This window comes from Streptomyces sp. NPDC048417 (assembly GCF_040651615.1).
GTDB lineage: Bacteria > Actinomycetota > Actinomycetes > Streptomycetales > Streptomycetaceae > Streptomyces.
On record NZ_JBEZKI010000004.1, the window covers coordinates 420,528 to 436,252 of the forward strand.

The following is a 15,725-nucleotide window of genomic DNA, read 5'->3' on the forward strand; positions in this document are numbered from 1 at the left end:
ACATGCCCAGATGGGGGCGTGTCGCACGGTGGACATGGTGTTGACCATCCCGAAGGCGCCCGGATAACTTCATTCAACGGATTGTTGATTCCGTGCAGTGGAAAACAGGAGGGTGTGGGATGGGCCAGGGCCAGCAGCAGAAGGTGGCGACGAGTCTCGCGGGCGCCGTCAGCGAGGAGATCAGCGCCTCCCTCGCGCCGGTCGACGCCGAACTGGAGCGCCGCTACCCGGGCGACCCCGGCACCCGCCAGCCCGTCCACACCGTGTACGTCCCCGGTGACGCCTTCGCCGCGGACACCGTCCGCTCCTGGGGCGACCGGGCCCTCGCCGCCCTCGACGAACACGCCCCCGACGCCGCCTCCTTCGCCGCCGTCCTCGGTCTGTCCGACGAACTCGCCGAGCCCGTCTACTCCCGGGTCCGCGCCAAGCTGGAGCGCGAGCCGATCGAAGACCTGCGCGTCGACTTCGAGGACGGCTACGGCCCCCGCCCCGACGCCGAGGAGGACGAGACGGCGGCCCGGGCGGCGCGGCTGATCGCCGAGGCGTATGCCGGGGGGACGGCGGCGCCGTACATGGGCATCCGGATGAAGTGCATGGAGGCCGCGGTGCGCGACCGGGGCATCCGCACCCTCGACATCTTCCTCACCGGGCTGATGGCGGCCGGCGGGCTGCCCGACGGTCTGGTGCTGACCCTGCCGAAGGTGACCTACGCCGAGCAGGTCACCGCGATGGTCCGGCTGCTGCAGGCCTTCGAGAAGGCGCATGGCCTGGAGCCCGGCCGGATCGGCTTCGAGATCCAGATCGAGACCAGCCAGTCCATCCTCGCCACCGACGGCACCGCCACCGTCGCCCGGATGATCCAGGCCGCCGAGGGCCGCGCCACCGGACTGCACTACGGCACCTTCGACTACAGCGCCTGCCTCGGCGTCTCCGCCGCCTACCAGGCCAGCGACCACCCGGCCGCCGACCACGCCAAGGCGATCATGCAGGTGGCCGCCGCCGGCACGGGCGTACGGGTGTCGGACGGTTCCACCAACGTGCTGCCGGTCGGCCCCACCGCGAAGGTGCACGACGCCTGGCGGCTGCACTACGGACTCACCCGGCGCGCCCTGTCCCGCGCCTACTACCAGGGCTGGGACATGCACCCCGGCCACATCCCGACCCGGTACGCGGCCGTGTTCGCCTTCTACCGCGAGGGTTTCGAGCAGGCCGCCGCCCGGCTCGCCCGGTACGCCAACCGCGCCGGCGGTGACGTCATGGACGAGCCCGCCACCGCCAAGGCCCTCAGCGGGTATCTGCTGCGCGGCCTGGACTGCGGCGCCCTCGACATCGCCGAGGTGGCCCGGCTGACCGGGCTGACCCGCACCGATCTGGAGGGGTTCGCGGCACCCCGGCGCGGCGATCTGACGGCCTCCGGCAAGTAGCGGCCCTGGCACGCGGCCCCGGGCGACGTGAGGCGTCCTCGGGTTCGGCGAACCGGGCCCGACAGGAGTCCTACGGCAGGTGGACCGACGTCAGCGACGTCTACGTCAAGGGCGGAGACAACGACGAGCCGTCTCCCGGACTTCCCGTCCGCCGAGCGCGGAGGTACCGCTCCAGGCCCGACGCGACCGCCCACTTCCGCTCGGCGAACAGCCGGGTGCCCCGCCGGCACAGTTCGGCGTCGGCCCGCGCACGGGCGGCGAACTCCTCGGGTGTGGCGCCGAACAGTCTTCTCAACTCGCCTGATTCCGCGAGGAGTCGGGCGAGGAGGGCGCGCTCGCCGGGGTGACGTCGAGGGGTTCCGGTGCCGTCGTGCAGGACGCCGTGCCGGTTGACGTAGGCGTGGACGCCGGACAGCGTCGTGCCGTCCGCCAGGTCGACACACACCTGAGGGGCGGGCAGCCAGGCCCGGCCGAAGTTGCCGCCCGGCAGCGGTACGCCCTCACTCGCGTCGATCACCTCCAGCTGCGGCCCGTCCAGCCAGACGACGAACAACTCCCTTACCGTCGTAGGGGAGTGGACCGGGGACGCCGAGACATAGCCGAGCCGGCTGACGTGCGCGGAGACGCCCACGTCGAGCCCGGTCACCCGGGAGCGCACCATGGGGATCGGCCCGGTCACCCCGGACTCGGCCATCTTGTGCTGGAGTTGGGCGGGAGAGGCGTTGGAGCCGACCGCGAGCACTGGTACCCGGCCGTCGTCGTGCACCAGCCGGTCCAGCGGCACCAGCCGGTCGCCGTCGAGGAGTCCGGATTCGGCCGGCCAGACGCCGGGGTAGGTCAGCGGATGGTCACGCGGTGCCTGGTCCAGGCCCAGTTCCTTGAGCGTACGGCCGGTCATGCGCGGCTCACTCCGAGGGCGGCAGCTCGCCCGAGCCGCGGGTGACCAGCCGGGTCGGCAGCTCGATCCGCTCCGGCGCCAGGAGGCTGCCGTCCAGCTGGCGGAAGAGCCGCTCGGCGGCCGTACGGCCGAGCAGGGCCGCGTCCTGGGCGACGACCGTGAGGCCCGGATGCAGCAGATCGGCCAGCTCGATGTCGTCGAAGCCGACGAGCGCGACCGGGCGGGGCTGTTCGGCGAGGACCCGGATCACGGTGACGGTCACCCGGTTGTTGCCCGTGAAGATCGCGGTGACCGGAGCGGGCCCGGACAGCATCTCCTCGGCGGCCCGGCGCACCCGCTCCGGGTCCGTCATGCCGAGGGAGGTCCACGCCGGCTCGACGGATATCCCGGCGTCCTCCATCGCGGCCCGGTAACCGCGCAGCCGCTCGGCCGCCGTATGGATGCGGGGCATGTCACCGATGAAGCCGATCCGGTGGTGGCCGTGCGCGATCAGATGGGTGACCCCGTCGCGGGCCCCGCCGTAGTTGTCGGACAGCACCACGTCGGCGTCGATCCTCCCGGCCGGACGGTCCACGAACACCGTGGCCACGCCCGCCCTGATCTCCGGCTCCAGATAACGGTGGTCGTCCCCGGCCGGGATCACCACCAGCCCGTCCACCCGCCGCGCGCACAGCGCCAGCGCCAACTCCTGCTCCCGGTCCGGGTCCTCGGCGCTGGAGCCGTTGATCAGCAGCGCGCCGTGGGCCCGGGCCACCTCCTCGACCGCACGGCTGAGCGGGCCGTAGAACGGGTCGGCGAGGTCCTCCAGGACGAGACCGATGCTCGCGGTACGGCCCTTGCGCAGTACCCGCGCGCTGTCGTTGCGGCGGAAGCCGAGCGCGTCGATCGCCTCCTGGACCCGGCGCTCGGTGTCCGGGGTCACCCCGGCCTCGCCGTTGACCACCCGGGACACCGTCTTGAGACCTACACCGGCGCGCGCAGCCACGTCCTTCATCGTCGGCCGGGTCCCGTAACGGGAGCCGGGAAGACGGTCTGCGCGGCGGGAGGTCTCGGGCACGATGCGGCGTCCTGTCCTGTCGTCCACGGTGGGATTCCTGTTGTCCACGGGGGATGCACAGGTCCATGGGTTTGTATGAGGATGTGGCGTCGAGCATAGAGCCTGGACAACGTTGTCAGATGCGAGGGAGACTGTCCACCGCAATCTCCGGCCCGCGCCCCCACCGCTGGACGGCTGCCTTTCACTCGGTTACTCATGGTTGACGGGGAGATCTGACTCTGATGCACACCGACCTCGTGGCGGCCCTCGACATCGGCGGCACCAAGATCGCCGGCGCTCTGGTGGACGGTCACGGACGGATCCAGGCGCGCGCCCAGCGCGCGACGCCCGCCCAGCAGGACGGCGAGACGGTCATGGGGGCCGTCGAGGAGGTGGTCGGCGAACTCGCCGCTTCGCCCCTGTGGGGGCGAGCCGGCTCGCTCGGGATCGGCAGCGCGGGCCCGGTGGACGCCTCCGCCGGCACCGTGAGCCCGGTCAACGTGCCGGGCTGGCGGGACTTCCCGCTCGTGGAACGGGTGCGTGCGGCCGCCGGCGGGCTGCCGGTCGAGCTGATCGGCGACGGCGTCGCCATCACGGCCGCCGAACACTGGCAGGGCGCGGCCCGCGGCCACGACAACGCGCTGTGCATGGTGGTGTCGACGGGTGTCGGCGGCGGCCTGGTGCTCGGCGGCAAGCTGCACCCCGGGCCGACCGGCAACGCGGGCCACATCGGGCACATCAGCGTCGACCTCGACGGGGACCCCTGCCCCTGCGGATCGCGCGGCTGCGTGGAACGCATCGCGAGCGGGCCCAACATCGCCCGGCGCGCGCTGGAGGGCGGCTGGCAGCCGGGTCCGGACGGCGACACCTCGGCGGCGGCGGTCGCGGCCGCGGCCCGGACCGGCGACCCGGTCGCGGTGGCGTCCTTCGAGCGGGCCGCGCAGGCGCTGGCGGCCGGGATCGCGGCCACCGCGACCCTGGTCGAGATCGACATCGCGGTGATCGGCGGCGGGGTGGGCAAGGCGGGGGACATCCTCTTCACGCCGTTGCGCAAGGCCCTCACCGACTACGCGACCCTCTCCTTCGTGCAGCGTCTGACGATCGTGCCGGCCCAGATGGGCACGGACGCGGGACTGGTGGGCGCCGCGGCGGCCGCGCTGGCCCGGATGGGCACGGACGCGACGGCCGCGGGGGTCTGAGGCAGCCGCGGAACTCGGCAGGAACGTTCAGGCCCGGTCGGCCGGGGTTCAGGTCCGGCCGACCGGGCCGGTCGGGAACGGCTGGTCGGGAACGGCTGGGCGGGAACGTGCGAGGCGCGGTACGTCAGCAGGTGATCCGCGCGTCCGCCCAGTCGCCGTGGTCGGAAGTGACGCCGTTCCCGCCGTCCGTGACGACGAGGCTGACCACCTCGGCGCCGGTGACGTCGGCGGTGAGCGGCTGGGCGGGCAGGTCCGTGGTCAGCACGCCGGTCGAGGCGACCTTCGTGCCGTCCGCCCAGACCTCGAAGGAGACGCTTCCGTCGGCGGCCTCCTCGTCGTCCACGCCGACGTCGGCGGTGACCTTCTCGCACGCCTTGCCGGTGTAGTAGTCGATCTGGCTCTGGGCGTGGGTGCCGAGCCCCTTGGCATACACCACCCCGCCGACGGTGATCGGGTGCCCGTCGCCCGCGGCGGTCTCCCCGTTGCTGGTGTCGCGCTCCACGGGTCCCCAGCCGTTGCCGGCCGACAGCCAGGGAAGGTCGCTGAGATAGGAGCTTCCTGCGGGCGGCGGGTCCGCGACGGTCATCGTGATCGTCATCGTGCTCTCGGCGCGCACGCGGGCCGGTGACCGGTAGCTCGCCCTGAGCCCGAGGTCGTACGACCCCTTCGGCGTCCCCGCGGGAGCGGTCACCTTCCAGCCGGTGCGCAGGGCACGGCCCGTCGGCAGTGCCGTGGTCCTGGTCGATGAGGTCGGGGTGACGGTCCAGCCGCGCGGTCCGGTGAGCGACACGGAGACCTTGCGGGCCGTCGTGCGGCCGAGGTCGGTGACGGACGTGGTGAGCGCGGCTGTGCTGCCCGGTTCGATGAACCGGCTTCCGTTCAGGCCGAGTTCGACGGCCGGCGGGTTGGCCGCCCAGCGCCGGTCGGCGGCGACCCGGACCAGGACGGTGCCGTGCGCCGGGACGAACGCGGAGAGGGTGCCGGCGGTGTTGTAGCTCCGGTGCTGCCACAGGTCGCGCAGGGTGTAGGCGGGCGCGTCCGGGAGGCCGGCCGCCTGCGCGGTGGTCGCGATGCGCTGGGGGGAGCTGGACTCGTTGAAGAGGGCGACCGCGCGGCTGCCGTCCGTCATCTCCTTGGTGACGACCCAGCGTCCGCCGGCCGAGGAGAGCACCGTGCCCTGCTTGCCGAGCGGGTCCTGGTCGACGGCGATGACCTCCTTGTTGTCCAGGATGTCGAAGGTCGCCGGGGAGGCCTTGCGCAGGTCGGTGCCGATGAGCAGCGGGGCGGCCATCATCGACCACATCGAGAAGTGCGAGCGGTACTCGGTGTCGGTCATGCCGCCGTTGCCGACCTCCAGCATGTCCGGGTCGTTCCAGTGCCCGGGGCCCGCATAGGGCGCGAGCGGCAGGTTCTGCTTCAGGATCGACACCATCGAGCCCCAGCTGTCGCTGATGTCCCCGGTGGTGCGCCAGAGCTGGCCCACGTCCGACGCCCACTCCCAGGGCTTGTTCTCGCCCCATTCGCAGATGCTGTAGACGATGGGCCGCCCGGTTGCCTTCAGCGCGTCCCGCATGGTGAGGTAGCGCTGCTTGGCGTCCACGCCCTGGTTGTTGCAGTTGTCGTACTTGAGATAGTCGACACCCCAGTCGGCGAACTGCTGGGCGTCGCTGTACTCGTGGCCGAGGGCGCCCGGGAAGCCCGCGTCGTTGCAGGTCTTGGTGCCCGCGCTGGTGTAGATGCCGAGCTTGAGGCCCTTGGCGTGCACGTAGTCGGCGACCGCCTTGATGCCGTGGGGGAACCGCACCGGGTCCGGGACCAGCTTGCCGTCCGCGTCGCGGCTCGGCAGAGCCCAGCAGTCGTCGAGGTTGACGTACCGGTAGCCGGCGTCCTTCAGGCCCTTGGCCACGAAGAGGTCCGCGATGCCCTCGACCATGGCCTCGTCGAAGTCCGTGCCGCAGTGCGTGGAGTTCCAGTTGTTGAAGCCCATCGGCGGGGTGAGGGCGAGACCGTCGGCGGGGGCGGGCGAGCCGGTTGTCCCGTCGGCGGCGGCGGGTGCGGCGAGGCCCGCTGTGGACAGCAGCGCCGCGGTCAGTGCTCCGACCACTCTTCGGCGGGTTGTGCGGGTGTGAGGGTGACGCATCGTTACGCTCCTCCGACTCGCGAAAGGTGGGATGACGGCAAGTGGGCGTCATCGGTGCGCGCTTATGGTAGGAGCTGTTGGGCTGTGTTGGAAGGGAAGCGGTGAAGGTTGCCCCAGCTTCCCTATTGGCCTGGTTGCGAGGCTGGTCGGGACGGAAGAGCTGTCCTGTCCGTTGGGTTGTGTTGAATGGTGACGTCGAGTAAGGCTATGAGATGCCTGGGCCTGAGCTGTGGGTGACTTGGCCCGGACATCCGATGTCCTGTCGCGGCGATGGCGCCGGGCCTCACCGGAACTCGTGCACCACGTCGATCGTGCCGACGATGTGCGCGTTGAACTCGTCCAGCTCCTCGGCCGGCACCCACAGCTCCAGGATCGTGCTGCCGCCGACCTGCTGGACGGGGTAGCGGCGGACGAAGGCCGTGTCGACCTCGAAGCGGGTCACGAAACCGGCGCCGTCGTGCCTGACGTTCCAGTCCCGGGCGATCCTGATCGCGTAGTCCTCGTCGAGCACCGGGTAGAAGATCGGCTGCTCGGGCAGCCGGGGCGGCCAGCCGCGCCACGCCAGCTCCCGGACCAGTTCGAGCTCCACGGGGCCGGTGGGGCGCCAGAGGGTCGTGGTCGGTCGTGGGCTGGTCATGACGTACGGCTTCCTGCGCGGGCGGCGTTCGGGCTCCCAGACGGTAGCCGCGCCGTGATCGTCCGGGCCACCCGGTTTCCGTGCCGACGTGCCGCGTTGCTCCCCTCGTGGGTCCGCCCGTGACCGTGGGCCGCCCGCACAGTTGAGACGGGCATGAAGAAGCGCAGCATGCTCGCCATCGCCAGCCTGGCCACCGGATTCGTCGTAGCCGCCATCACCCCGTCGCACGCCGCCGACGACGGACCGCTCGACGACCTGCACGTCTCGGACACCCTGGAGCACGTAGGCCACCTCGTGGGCGAGGACAGCTTCCAGACCGATCGGGATTTCCTGGGCCAGGAGTAGCCCGGCGGGGCGGGAGCGAACGAGGGTGCCGGTGTTCCGCGGAGGGAGCACCGGCACTCCGTTTTGCGCGCCCTCAACGGGAACTGGTTTCCGTGGCAGTGTGGAGCGGGCAAGCCTCAGGGGGCCAACAGAAGAGGGGGAGTCCGTGATCGTCTGGGTCAACGGCGCGTTCGGTGCGGGTAAGAGCACCACCGCACGTGAACTGATCGAACTGATCCCGAACAGCACGCTCTTCGACCCCGAGATCATCGGCGGGGCACTGACACACCTGCTACCGGCCAAGCACCTCACCGAGGTCGGCGACTTCCAGGATCTGCCGATCTGGCGACGCCTGGTGATCGACACGGCGGCCGCGATGCTGGCCGAGCTGGGCGGGACCCTGGTGGTTCCCATGACGTTGCTGCGCCAGGAGTACCGCGACGAGATCTTCGGGGGCCTCGCCGCCCGCCGGATCGTTGTCCGGCATCTGTGCCTCACCCCGGCCGAAACGATCCTGCGCGAGCGAATAGCCGGGCGGGAGATCCCGCCCGACCTGCCCGACGGGGAGATGCGCGTCCGGCAGTGGTCGTACGACCAGATCGAGCCCTACCGCGCCGCCCTGGCCTCCTGGATCGGCGCCGACGCCCATCTCGTCGACACCAGCGCCCTCACCCCCTACGAGACGGCCGTGTACATCGCCGAGGCCGTCGGCACCGGTACCGCGCCCGTCTGCGACATCGTGCAGACCCCGGAGCCCACCGCCGAGACCCTCGCGGCCGGGGTGCTCCTCTTCGACGAGGAGGACCGCGTCCTGCTGGTCGACCCCACCTACAAGGCCGGCTGGGAGTTCCCCGGCGGTGTCGTCGAGCCCGGCGAGGCCCCCGCGCGGGCGGGTGTGCGTGAGGTCGAGGAGGAGACCGGGATCCGGCTGGAGAAGCTGCCGAGGCTGCTGGTCGTCGACTGGGAGCAGCCCGTACGGCCCCGCTACGGAGGGCTGCGGCTGCTCTTCGACGGCGGCCGGCTGGACTCCGCCGAGGCCGGGCGGCTGGTGCTGCCGGGACCCGAGCTGCGCGGCTGGCGCTTCGTCACCGAACAGGAGGCCGCCGAGATGCTGCCCCCGGTGCGCTACGAACGGCTGCGCTGGGCGCTGCGGGCCCGCGAGCGCGGTGCCGCGCTCTACCTGGAGGCCGGCGTCCCGATCGGTTGACATTTCCTGACCAGGTGTCAAGTCACCGCAATCTTGGTGAGGTTGACGGTGACTTTGGCATTTCCTGGGCTTGTGTAGGGGACTTTGCGCGGGGTGGAAGGTTCCGAGGGACATCTTCTACACCCCGCGCATGCCCTACACCCTGGGCCTGCTCGGCTCCCTGCCCCGCCTGGACCGCGAGGAGGACCGCCTGACCCCCATCACCGGCTCCCCGCCCTCCCTGCTCAACCTGCCCCCGGGCTGCCCCTTCGCCCCGCGCTGCCCGATGCGCCGGGAGCCCTGCGACAGCACGGAACCCGCCCTGCGGCCGGTCGGATCCGACGCCCACCGCAGCGCCTGGCCGCCTGGTGGAGATCGCCCCCGCCCGGCAGCTCTTCGCCCACCCCGCACACCCCTACACCCAGGCGCTCGTCTCCGCGATCCCGCTGCCCGACCCGCGCAAGGAACGGGCCCGCAAACGGATCACCGTCCAGGGCGACGTCCCCAGCCCGGTACGCCCGCCCAGCGGCTGCCGATTCCGTACCCGTTGCCCCAAGTTCGCGAACCAGCTCACCGACAGCGAACGCACCGCCTGCGTCGAACAGGTGCCGGACCTGGTGGACCGGGGTGGCGGGAACCCGGTCGCCTGCCACTACGCGGAGAACGTCCGGCTGCTGTAGCCGTCCCGGTACGGAAACGGCGTCAGCCGGCTCTCCCGCTCCAGCCCCCGGCAGAAGACCTCCATGGTCACGGCGACGGGTGCGTGCCGGACCAGCAACTCGGCGGCGGCCCGGGGAATGCCCTCGGGCCGCCGCCCGCCGGCACAGTCCCGCACGAACTCCGCACGTTCCTCGCCCCGGTACCCGTACAGCGCGGTGACCAGCCAGATGACCAGGTAGTAGGTGGTGTAGGCGCGGTCGTAGTGCCGATGCCGGTCGAGGAAGTCCCGCTCCTCCGGGGTCAGTTCGAAGCGGTGGCTGAGCGAGAGCCCGAAGTCGGTGAGGTACAGCTGCCGGCCGTCGGTGAGGATGTTGCGGAAGTGGGCGTCCAGGTGGAGCAGCCGGCCGCTCGCGAGGAAGGCCGTCAGCTCCGCCAGGCCCCGGGCTGTGGATGTGCACGCCGAGTCCGCGCGGTCCGTGCGCAGTTCGGCGTCCAGCCAGTCGTGCAGGGTGTACGGGAAGTGCTCCAGGAACAGGGTCAGGCTCGCGGAGGCGTCCCGCAGACCCTCGATCCGGTCCCGTACGCCCGTGGAGCCGCCCCAGTAGGCCACCGCCCTCTCGATGTCCGCGAGTTCGCCGGGCAGCGGGGCGGGTGTGTCGGGCAGCACCCGTCCGTGGTGGAGCAGCGGGAAGCCGGGGAACCGGCCCGCCAGCACCCAGTTCGTCGTGGCCACGTGTGCGCCCAGCTCCCGCCAGGCGCCGAACCCCGGTCCGCCGATGGCGCCGATGCCGTAATGGCAGTACGGCGGCAGGCCGAAGAGGTTCGCGGTGGAGCGGGCGTGGCGCGGTTCCCGCTCCCGGTCGGTCAGCGGGATCCGCTTCACGAACACCGGCCTGCCGTCCACCGTGATCCGCACCGCTCTGCCGCCGATCCCGGTGCCGAGCGGCTCACCCGCCGCGACCAGCCCGGCCAGCTCGACATCGCTCAGCAGGGCCAGCGAGGTCGCGATGTCGGTGTGGGCGGCGATACGGCGCGCGGTGTCGGTCATGCCCCCATGGTCAGTGCGGCGGCCCGTAGGCGTCCGCGGATTTCCGCAACACCCGGGATGCCTGCGCGGTCACTGGATCACCATGGCCGAAACAGGCCACCTCCGCGTTCAGATCGGCCAGCCGCCCGAAGGACGCGACGGCCCGGGACCGGTCGATGTTGAACACCCCGAGGATCACCGAACCGGTGACCGGGGACACCGCCACCGCATCCCCGGTGAACAGCACGCCGTGCGCCGGGAGATGGAGCGCGATGCTGCCGTCGGTGTGACCTGGGACGTGGACGACCCGGGCGCCGCCGCCGAAGTCCAGGACGTCACCGTCGGACACCTCCGTCACCTCGACCGGGTGGACCGGATCGCCGACCGGCAGCAGTTTCGCGACCTCGGCATGGATCGGCAGCTCCCACTCCTCGAACACCGGCGGCGGGCCCGGGATCTCACCGCGGATCACCGGTGCGTCCAGGCGGTGGGCCAGTACTTCGGCTCCGCTCAGGGCGGCGAACTCCGCCGCCCCGCCGACGTGATCCTCGTGGAAATGCGTGAGGACGATCCGGCGTACCGACGAAGGGGACCGGTCCAGCGCGGTCAGCGCGTCGGCGACCGGCCGGCCCGAGCCCAGCGGGCCGGCGTCGATCAGCGTCGAGGCGCCGGCGTCCGGGTCGTGCCAGAGGTAGGCCTGGCCGACCGGGAAGCGCAGCAGGTGCAACCGGGGGAGCAGCTCGATGACGTCCATGCCCCGACCGTAGGAGGGCCCCCGTCCGCAGACGAGAGCCCTCTGCCGTGGGCAGAGCGGTTCAGCCCGCCGCGTAGTTCCGCAGGAACAGCGCCTCGGCCACCGACAGGCGCTCCAGTTCCTCGGGAGACACGCTCTCGTTGACCGCGTGGATCTGCGCCTCCGGCTCGCTCAGACCGATCAGCAGGATCTCGGCGTGCGGGTAGAGGCTCGCCAAGGTGTTGCACAGCGGGATGGAGCCGCCCTGGCCTGCGTACTGCATCGTCTCGCCCGGGTAGGCGACCGCCATCGCGTCGGCCATCGCCTGGTACGCCGGGCTGGTGGTGTCGGCGCGGAACGGCTGGCCCTGGCCGACCGCCTCCGTCCGCACCCGGGCACCCCACGGCGTGTGCGCCTCCAGATGGGCCTGGAGCAGCTTGCTCGCCTCGGCCGCGTCCACGCCCGGCGGCACCCGCAGGCTGACCAGGGCACGGGCGCTCGCCTGCACCGACGGGGTGGCGCCGACCACGGGCGGGCAGTCGATGCCGAGCACCGTGACCGCCGGACGCGCCCAGATGCGGTCCGCGACCGAGCCGTCACCTATCAGCCCGACGCCGTCCAGCACCTTGGCGTCCTTGCGGAACTGCTCCTCCTCGTACTCCAGCCCCGCCCAGCCCGACTCCGGCGCGAGCCCGTCGACCGTCGTCGAGCCGTCCTCGGCGCGCAGCGAGTCCAGCATCCGGATCAGCGCGGCCAGCGCGTCCGGGGCGGCACCGCCGAACTGCCCGGAGTGCAGATTGCCCTGAAGCGTGTCGATCTGGACCCGGACCATGGTCATGCCGCGCAGGGTCGTGGTCACTGTCGGCAGGCCAACCCGGAAGTTGCCCGTATCGCCGATGACGATCGTGTCCGCCACCAGCAGTTCGGGATGATGCTCGGCGTACCGCTCCAGGCCGCCGGTGCCCATCTCCTCCGAGCCCTCGGCGATCACCTTGACGTTGACGGGGACGCCGCCGTTCGCCCTCAGCGCACGCAGCGCCAGCAGGTGCATGATCACGCCGCCCTTGCAGTCGGCGGCGCCGCGCCCGTACCAGCGGCCGTCCCGCTCGGTCAGCTCGAACGGCGGGGAGGTCCAGGCGGCCTCGTCCAGCGGCGGCTGCACATCGTAGTGCGCGTACAGCAGGACCGTTTTGGCACCTTCCGGCCCAGGCAGATAGCCGTACACCGACTGCGTGCCGTCCGGGGTGTCCAGCACGGCGACGTCCACGAAGTCCTCGGCGCGCAGCGCGTCGGCGACCCAGTTCGCGGCGCCCTCGCTCTCGCTCCTCGGGAACTGGGCGAAGTCCGCCACCGACTTGAACGCCACCAGCTCGGCGAGCTCCGCCCTCGCCCTGGGCAGCAGGGCGGCGACGGTATCGGCGACCGGATTGGACGACATGGGCACGCTCCTCGTGGGTGCGACGTTGAACTGGTGAGTACACCGATCCTCCCACAGCGGCCTGCGGCGATCTCCGCCGTAGGATGCGGGGGGACAGGTGGCAGGTGCCCGCCTGCGGACGGACACGCCCTGACCCACGGGTTGACACGGCACCTACGGCTTGATTCAGCACCTACGGCTTGATACGGCATACGGCACTTACGGCTTCTACGGCTTGATCGGAGCAGCGGACCATCGTGAGCGGTGAGAATTCTTCGGCGGACGACGTGCAGCGGGTGTGGGACGTCGTCGTGGTGGGCGCGGGGCCCGCGGGGGCCTCGGCGGCCTACGCGGCGGCGGTCGCGGGACGGCGCGTGCTGTTGCTGGAGAAAGCCGAGCTGCCCCGCTACAAGACCTGCGGCGGCGGCATCATCGGACCCTCGCGCGACGCGCTGCCGCCCGGCTTCGAGCTGCCCCTCAAGGACCGGGTGCACGCGGTCACCTTCTCCAACAACGGACGGTTCACCCGCACCCGGCGCTCCAAGCAGATGATGTTCGGGCTGATCAACCGGCCCGAGTTCGACCAGCAGCTGGTCGAGCACGCCCAGAAGGCGGGCGCCGAACTGCGCACGGGCGCCGCCGTGCAGCGCGTCGAACAGCACGGTTCGGCCGTCCCCGACCGGCGCACGGTCGCCGTCGTCCTGCAGGGCGGCGAGACCCTGCTGGCCCGCGCGGTGATCGGCGCCGACGGCAGCGCCAGCCGGATAGGCGCCCACGTCGGGGTGAAGGTCGACCAGGTGGACCTCGGCCTGGAGGCGGAGATCCCGGTGCCGGAGACCGTCGCCGAGGACTGGAAGGGGCGGGTCCTCATCGACTGGGGCCCGATGCCCGGCAGCTACGGCTGGGTCTTCCCCAAGGGCGACACCCTGACCGTCGGCGTGATCTCCGCGCGCGGCGAAGGCGCCGCCACCAAGCGGTACTTGGAGGACTTCATCGCCCGGCTCGGCCTCGCCGGCTTCGAACCGAGCATCTCCTCCGGCCACCTGACCCGCTGCCGCGCCGACGATTCGCCGCTGTCCCGGGGCCGGGTGCTCGTGTGCGGTGACGCGGCCGGCCTCCTTGAGCCGTGGACCCGCGAGGGCATCTCCTTCGCACTGCGCTCGGGGCGGCTCGCGGGGGAGTGGGCGGTGCGGATCGCCGAGGCGCATGACGCGGTGGACACCCGCCGCCAGGCGCTGAACTACGCCTTCGCCGTCAAGGCGGGCCTCGGCGTGGAGATGAGCATCGGCAAGCGGATGCTCGCGGTCTTCGAGCGCAGGCCCGGCCTGTTCCACGCGGCCCTGACCGGCTTCCGCCCCGCCTGGCGCGCGTTCAAGGAGATCACCCAGGGCCGGACCTCGCTCGGCGAACTCGTCCGCTCCCACCCGCTCGCCCAACGCGCCCTCACCACAATGGCTCCGGAGCCGGCGGCCTCGGTGAAGGCCGCCGAGGCGGACGCGGACGACGCGGACGACGCGGACACGGAGGACTCGGTCACTTCGTGACGGCGATCCGGAAGACCGGGTGGTCGGGGGCGATGCGGCGCAGGTCGGCGTCGGGCGAGTCGGGGCCGACCCCGTTGAAGAAGACGCCGACCTCGGCCTTCCAGCGCTTGAGGTAGGCCCGCAGCAACTCGACCTTGTCGTCGTCGGCGACCTCGGTGGCGGTGAAGACGTCCACGTTCTTGCCGAGCCGCAGTTCGCCGCCCCCGGCGGCGCGCATGTTGTGAGTCCACTGGACGTGGCCGCGCGGCGCGAGCAGATACTGCTGCCCGTCCACCGTCAGCAGGTTCACGGGGGTGGTGCGCCACTCGCCGCTCTTGCGTCCGCGGACGGCGAGGACGCGGGAGCCCCAGATGCTGATACCGCGTCCGGTGAGCCAGGACACGGCCCGGTTGAAGATCTTGACGGTGAACCAGCCGGGCTTCTGGACGTGTGTCGACACGGTGACCCCCACAGTTTGGGAGAGCGGTGCTCTCGCTTGACCCCAGTGTGGGGGAGATCGACGATCCAAAGCAAGAGCAGTGCTCTCTTTTTTGTGCGGTGCGCTTGCTTGAGATCGGTGCACCGAAAGGAGTTCGGTGTTCTAGTTCGAGTGCGCTGCTCCACATTGTGTGCACCGCTCCGCACGCGTGGCAGACTGCTCCCCATGACCACCGCACAGGGCGCCCGCGCGCGAGCCAGGATGGAAGTCACCGCGGCCATCAAGGACGAGGCACGCAGACAGCTCGCGGCCGAGGGCGCGGCCAAGCTGTCCCTGCGGGCCGTCGCACGCGAACTCGGCATGGTCTCCTCGGCGCTCTACCGCTACTTCCCCAGCCGGGACGAGCTGCTCACCGCGCTGATCATCGACGCCTACGACTCCCTCGGCGAGGCCGCCGAAGCCGCGCACGCCACTGCTGTTGCCGCCGACGCCGACGCCGACGCCGTCCCGGCGCGGCGCTGGGTCACCGTGTGCGAGGCGGTGCGCGGCTGGGCGCTGGCGCACCCGCACGAGTACGCGCTGATCTACGGCTCGCCGGTGCCCGGCTACTCGGCCCCGGACACGACCATCCAGCCGGCCGCCCGGGTCGCCCTGGTCCTGATCGGCATCCTGCGTGACGCGTTCGAGCAGCGGGGGCTGGCGCGTACCCCCGTACCGGCCGAGCTCGCGCCCGAGGCCCGCCGGATGTCTGACGAGCTCATGCCGGGCCTCCCGCCGGAGGTGGCCGTCGCCATGGCCGCGGCGTGGGCGCAGCTGTTCGGGCTGGTCGGGTTCGAACTGTTCGGCCAGTTCAAGGGCGTGGTGGAGGACCGTGACCGGTTCTTCCGGCATGCGGCCGCCCAGCTCGCCCATGGGGTGGGCCTGGTCTTCCCTTGACTTGCTCCTCGGGCTGAAGCCCGAGGATTCTGGCCTTCTCGACCTGTTGCCGTGCCGCTACGCGGCACGGGCTTGGGCCGGGAATCCGTGGCTTCCTGTTTCTTCGCGCTGTGCCGGGATTGCTCCTGGTCTTACCGGCGCTCCGC

Annotated in this window: 15 protein-coding genes and 1 pseudogene; 8 read left to right on the forward strand and 8 right to left on the reverse strand. The window is 71.6% G+C overall.

The window, feature by feature from the left end; translation table 11 throughout:
- Window positions 1–119 precede the first annotated feature (119 nt).
- Complete coding sequence (locus tag AB0D59_RS08980) at window positions 120–1,424, forward strand: aldolase/citrate lyase family protein (RefSeq protein WP_362562620.1); 1,305 nt, start codon at window positions 120–122, stop codon at window positions 1,422–1,424.
- Window positions 1,425–1,524: 100 nt separating this feature from the next.
- On the opposite strand, the gene AB0D59_RS08985 is transcribed toward AB0D59_RS08980, so the two are convergent.
- Window positions 1,525–2,322: a hypothetical protein gene (locus AB0D59_RS08985; protein ID WP_362562623.1), complete on the reverse strand. Its 798-nt coding sequence runs from the start codon at window positions 2,320–2,322 to the stop codon at window positions 1,525–1,527.
- Between the two features lie 7 nt (window positions 2,323–2,329).
- Entirely contained in the window at window positions 2,330–3,379 is a 1,050-nt protein-coding gene (locus AB0D59_RS08990) for a LacI family DNA-binding transcriptional regulator (RefSeq protein ID WP_362562697.1), read from the reverse strand.
- Between the two features lie 221 nt (window positions 3,380–3,600).
- Between AB0D59_RS08990 and AB0D59_RS08995 the strand changes: the two genes are divergently transcribed.
- Window positions 3,601–4,557, forward strand: coding sequence for an ROK family protein (locus AB0D59_RS08995; RefSeq protein ID WP_362562626.1), 957 nt, complete (start codon window positions 3,601–3,603; stop codon window positions 4,555–4,557).
- 124 nt (window positions 4,558–4,681) lie between these two features.
- Here the strand turns inward: AB0D59_RS08995 and AB0D59_RS09000 are convergent, their stop codons facing one another.
- Both AB0D59_RS09000 and AB0D59_RS09005 read right to left on the reverse strand, forming a co-directional pair.
- Window positions 4,682–6,697 (reverse strand): NPCBM/NEW2 domain-containing protein, encoded by a 2,016-nt coding sequence (locus AB0D59_RS09000; RefSeq protein WP_362562629.1) that lies wholly within the window; start codon window positions 6,695–6,697, stop codon window positions 4,682–4,684.
- A 283-nt stretch (window positions 6,698–6,980) separates the two neighbouring features.
- Window positions 6,981–7,334 carry a hypothetical protein gene (locus tag AB0D59_RS09005; protein WP_362562632.1) on the reverse strand — a complete coding sequence of 118 codons (354 nt, stop codon included), beginning with the start codon at window positions 7,332–7,334 and terminating at the stop codon, window positions 6,981–6,983.
- Window positions 7,335–7,487: 153 nt separating this feature from the next.
- Here AB0D59_RS09005 and AB0D59_RS09010 point away from each other — a divergent pair, with 153 nt between their 5' ends.
- From AB0D59_RS09010 to AB0D59_RS09025, 4 genes and pseudogenes are all read left to right on the forward strand, one after another.
- Window positions 7,488–7,679 carry a hypothetical protein gene (locus tag AB0D59_RS09010; protein WP_362562634.1) on the forward strand — a complete coding sequence of 64 codons (192 nt, stop codon included), beginning with the start codon at window positions 7,488–7,490 and terminating at the stop codon, window positions 7,677–7,679.
- A gap of 145 nt (window positions 7,680–7,824) precedes the next feature.
- A complete protein-coding gene (locus AB0D59_RS09015) occupies window positions 7,825–8,865 on the forward strand; it encodes an NUDIX domain-containing protein (RefSeq protein ID WP_362562637.1) in 1,041 nt (346 codons plus the stop codon).
- 109 nt (window positions 8,866–8,974) lie between these two features.
- A pseudogene (locus AB0D59_RS09020) lies at window positions 8,975–9,202 on the forward strand (oligopeptide/dipeptide ABC transporter ATP-binding protein); the annotation flags it as partial.
- A 10-nt stretch (window positions 9,203–9,212) separates the two neighbouring features.
- Window positions 9,213–9,524 (forward strand): oligopeptide/dipeptide ABC transporter ATP-binding protein, encoded by a 312-nt coding sequence (locus AB0D59_RS09025; protein WP_362562640.1) that lies wholly within the window; start codon window positions 9,213–9,215, stop codon window positions 9,522–9,524.
- Here AB0D59_RS09025 and AB0D59_RS09030 read toward each other — a convergent pair.
- The 3 genes from AB0D59_RS09030 to AB0D59_RS09040 all read right to left on the reverse strand — a co-directional run bounded on the left by AB0D59_RS09030 (window position 9,497) and on the right by AB0D59_RS09040 (window position 12,702).
- Complete coding sequence (locus AB0D59_RS09030) at window positions 9,497–10,552, reverse strand: protein kinase family protein (RefSeq protein ID WP_362562642.1); 1,056 nt, start codon at window positions 10,550–10,552, stop codon at window positions 9,497–9,499. The two genes, AB0D59_RS09025 and AB0D59_RS09030, sit on opposite strands and share 28 nt — an antisense overlap.
- 10 nt (window positions 10,553–10,562) lie before the next feature.
- Complete coding sequence (locus tag AB0D59_RS09035) at window positions 10,563–11,285, reverse strand: MBL fold metallo-hydrolase (protein WP_362562645.1); 723 nt, start codon at window positions 11,283–11,285, stop codon at window positions 10,563–10,565.
- A 61-nt stretch (window positions 11,286–11,346) separates the two neighbouring features.
- On the reverse strand, window positions 11,347–12,702 hold the full coding sequence (locus tag AB0D59_RS09040) for a dipeptidase (RefSeq protein WP_362562647.1): 1,356 nt from the start codon (window positions 12,700–12,702) through the stop codon (window positions 11,347–11,349).
- Between the two features lie 236 nt (window positions 12,703–12,938).
- Between AB0D59_RS09040 and AB0D59_RS09045 the strand changes: the two genes are divergently transcribed.
- The gene (locus AB0D59_RS09045) at window positions 12,939–14,225 is read left to right on the forward strand and encodes a geranylgeranyl reductase family protein (RefSeq protein ID WP_362562650.1); all 1,287 of its coding nucleotides are present in this window, start codon (window positions 12,939–12,941) and stop codon (window positions 14,223–14,225) included.
- On the opposite strand, the gene AB0D59_RS09050 is transcribed toward AB0D59_RS09045, so the two are convergent.
- Window positions 14,215–14,664, reverse strand: coding sequence for a nitroreductase family deazaflavin-dependent oxidoreductase (locus AB0D59_RS09050; protein ID WP_362562653.1), 450 nt, complete (start codon window positions 14,662–14,664; stop codon window positions 14,215–14,217). The genes AB0D59_RS09045 and AB0D59_RS09050 overlap by 11 nt on opposite strands.
- Before the next feature lie 204 nt (window positions 14,665–14,868).
- Between AB0D59_RS09050 and AB0D59_RS09055 the strand changes: the two genes are divergently transcribed.
- The gene (locus AB0D59_RS09055; protein ID WP_362562655.1) at window positions 14,869–15,579 is read left to right on the forward strand and encodes a TetR/AcrR family transcriptional regulator; all 711 of its coding nucleotides are present in this window, start codon (window positions 14,869–14,871) and stop codon (window positions 15,577–15,579) included.
- Window positions 15,580–15,725: the final 146 nt, after the last annotated feature.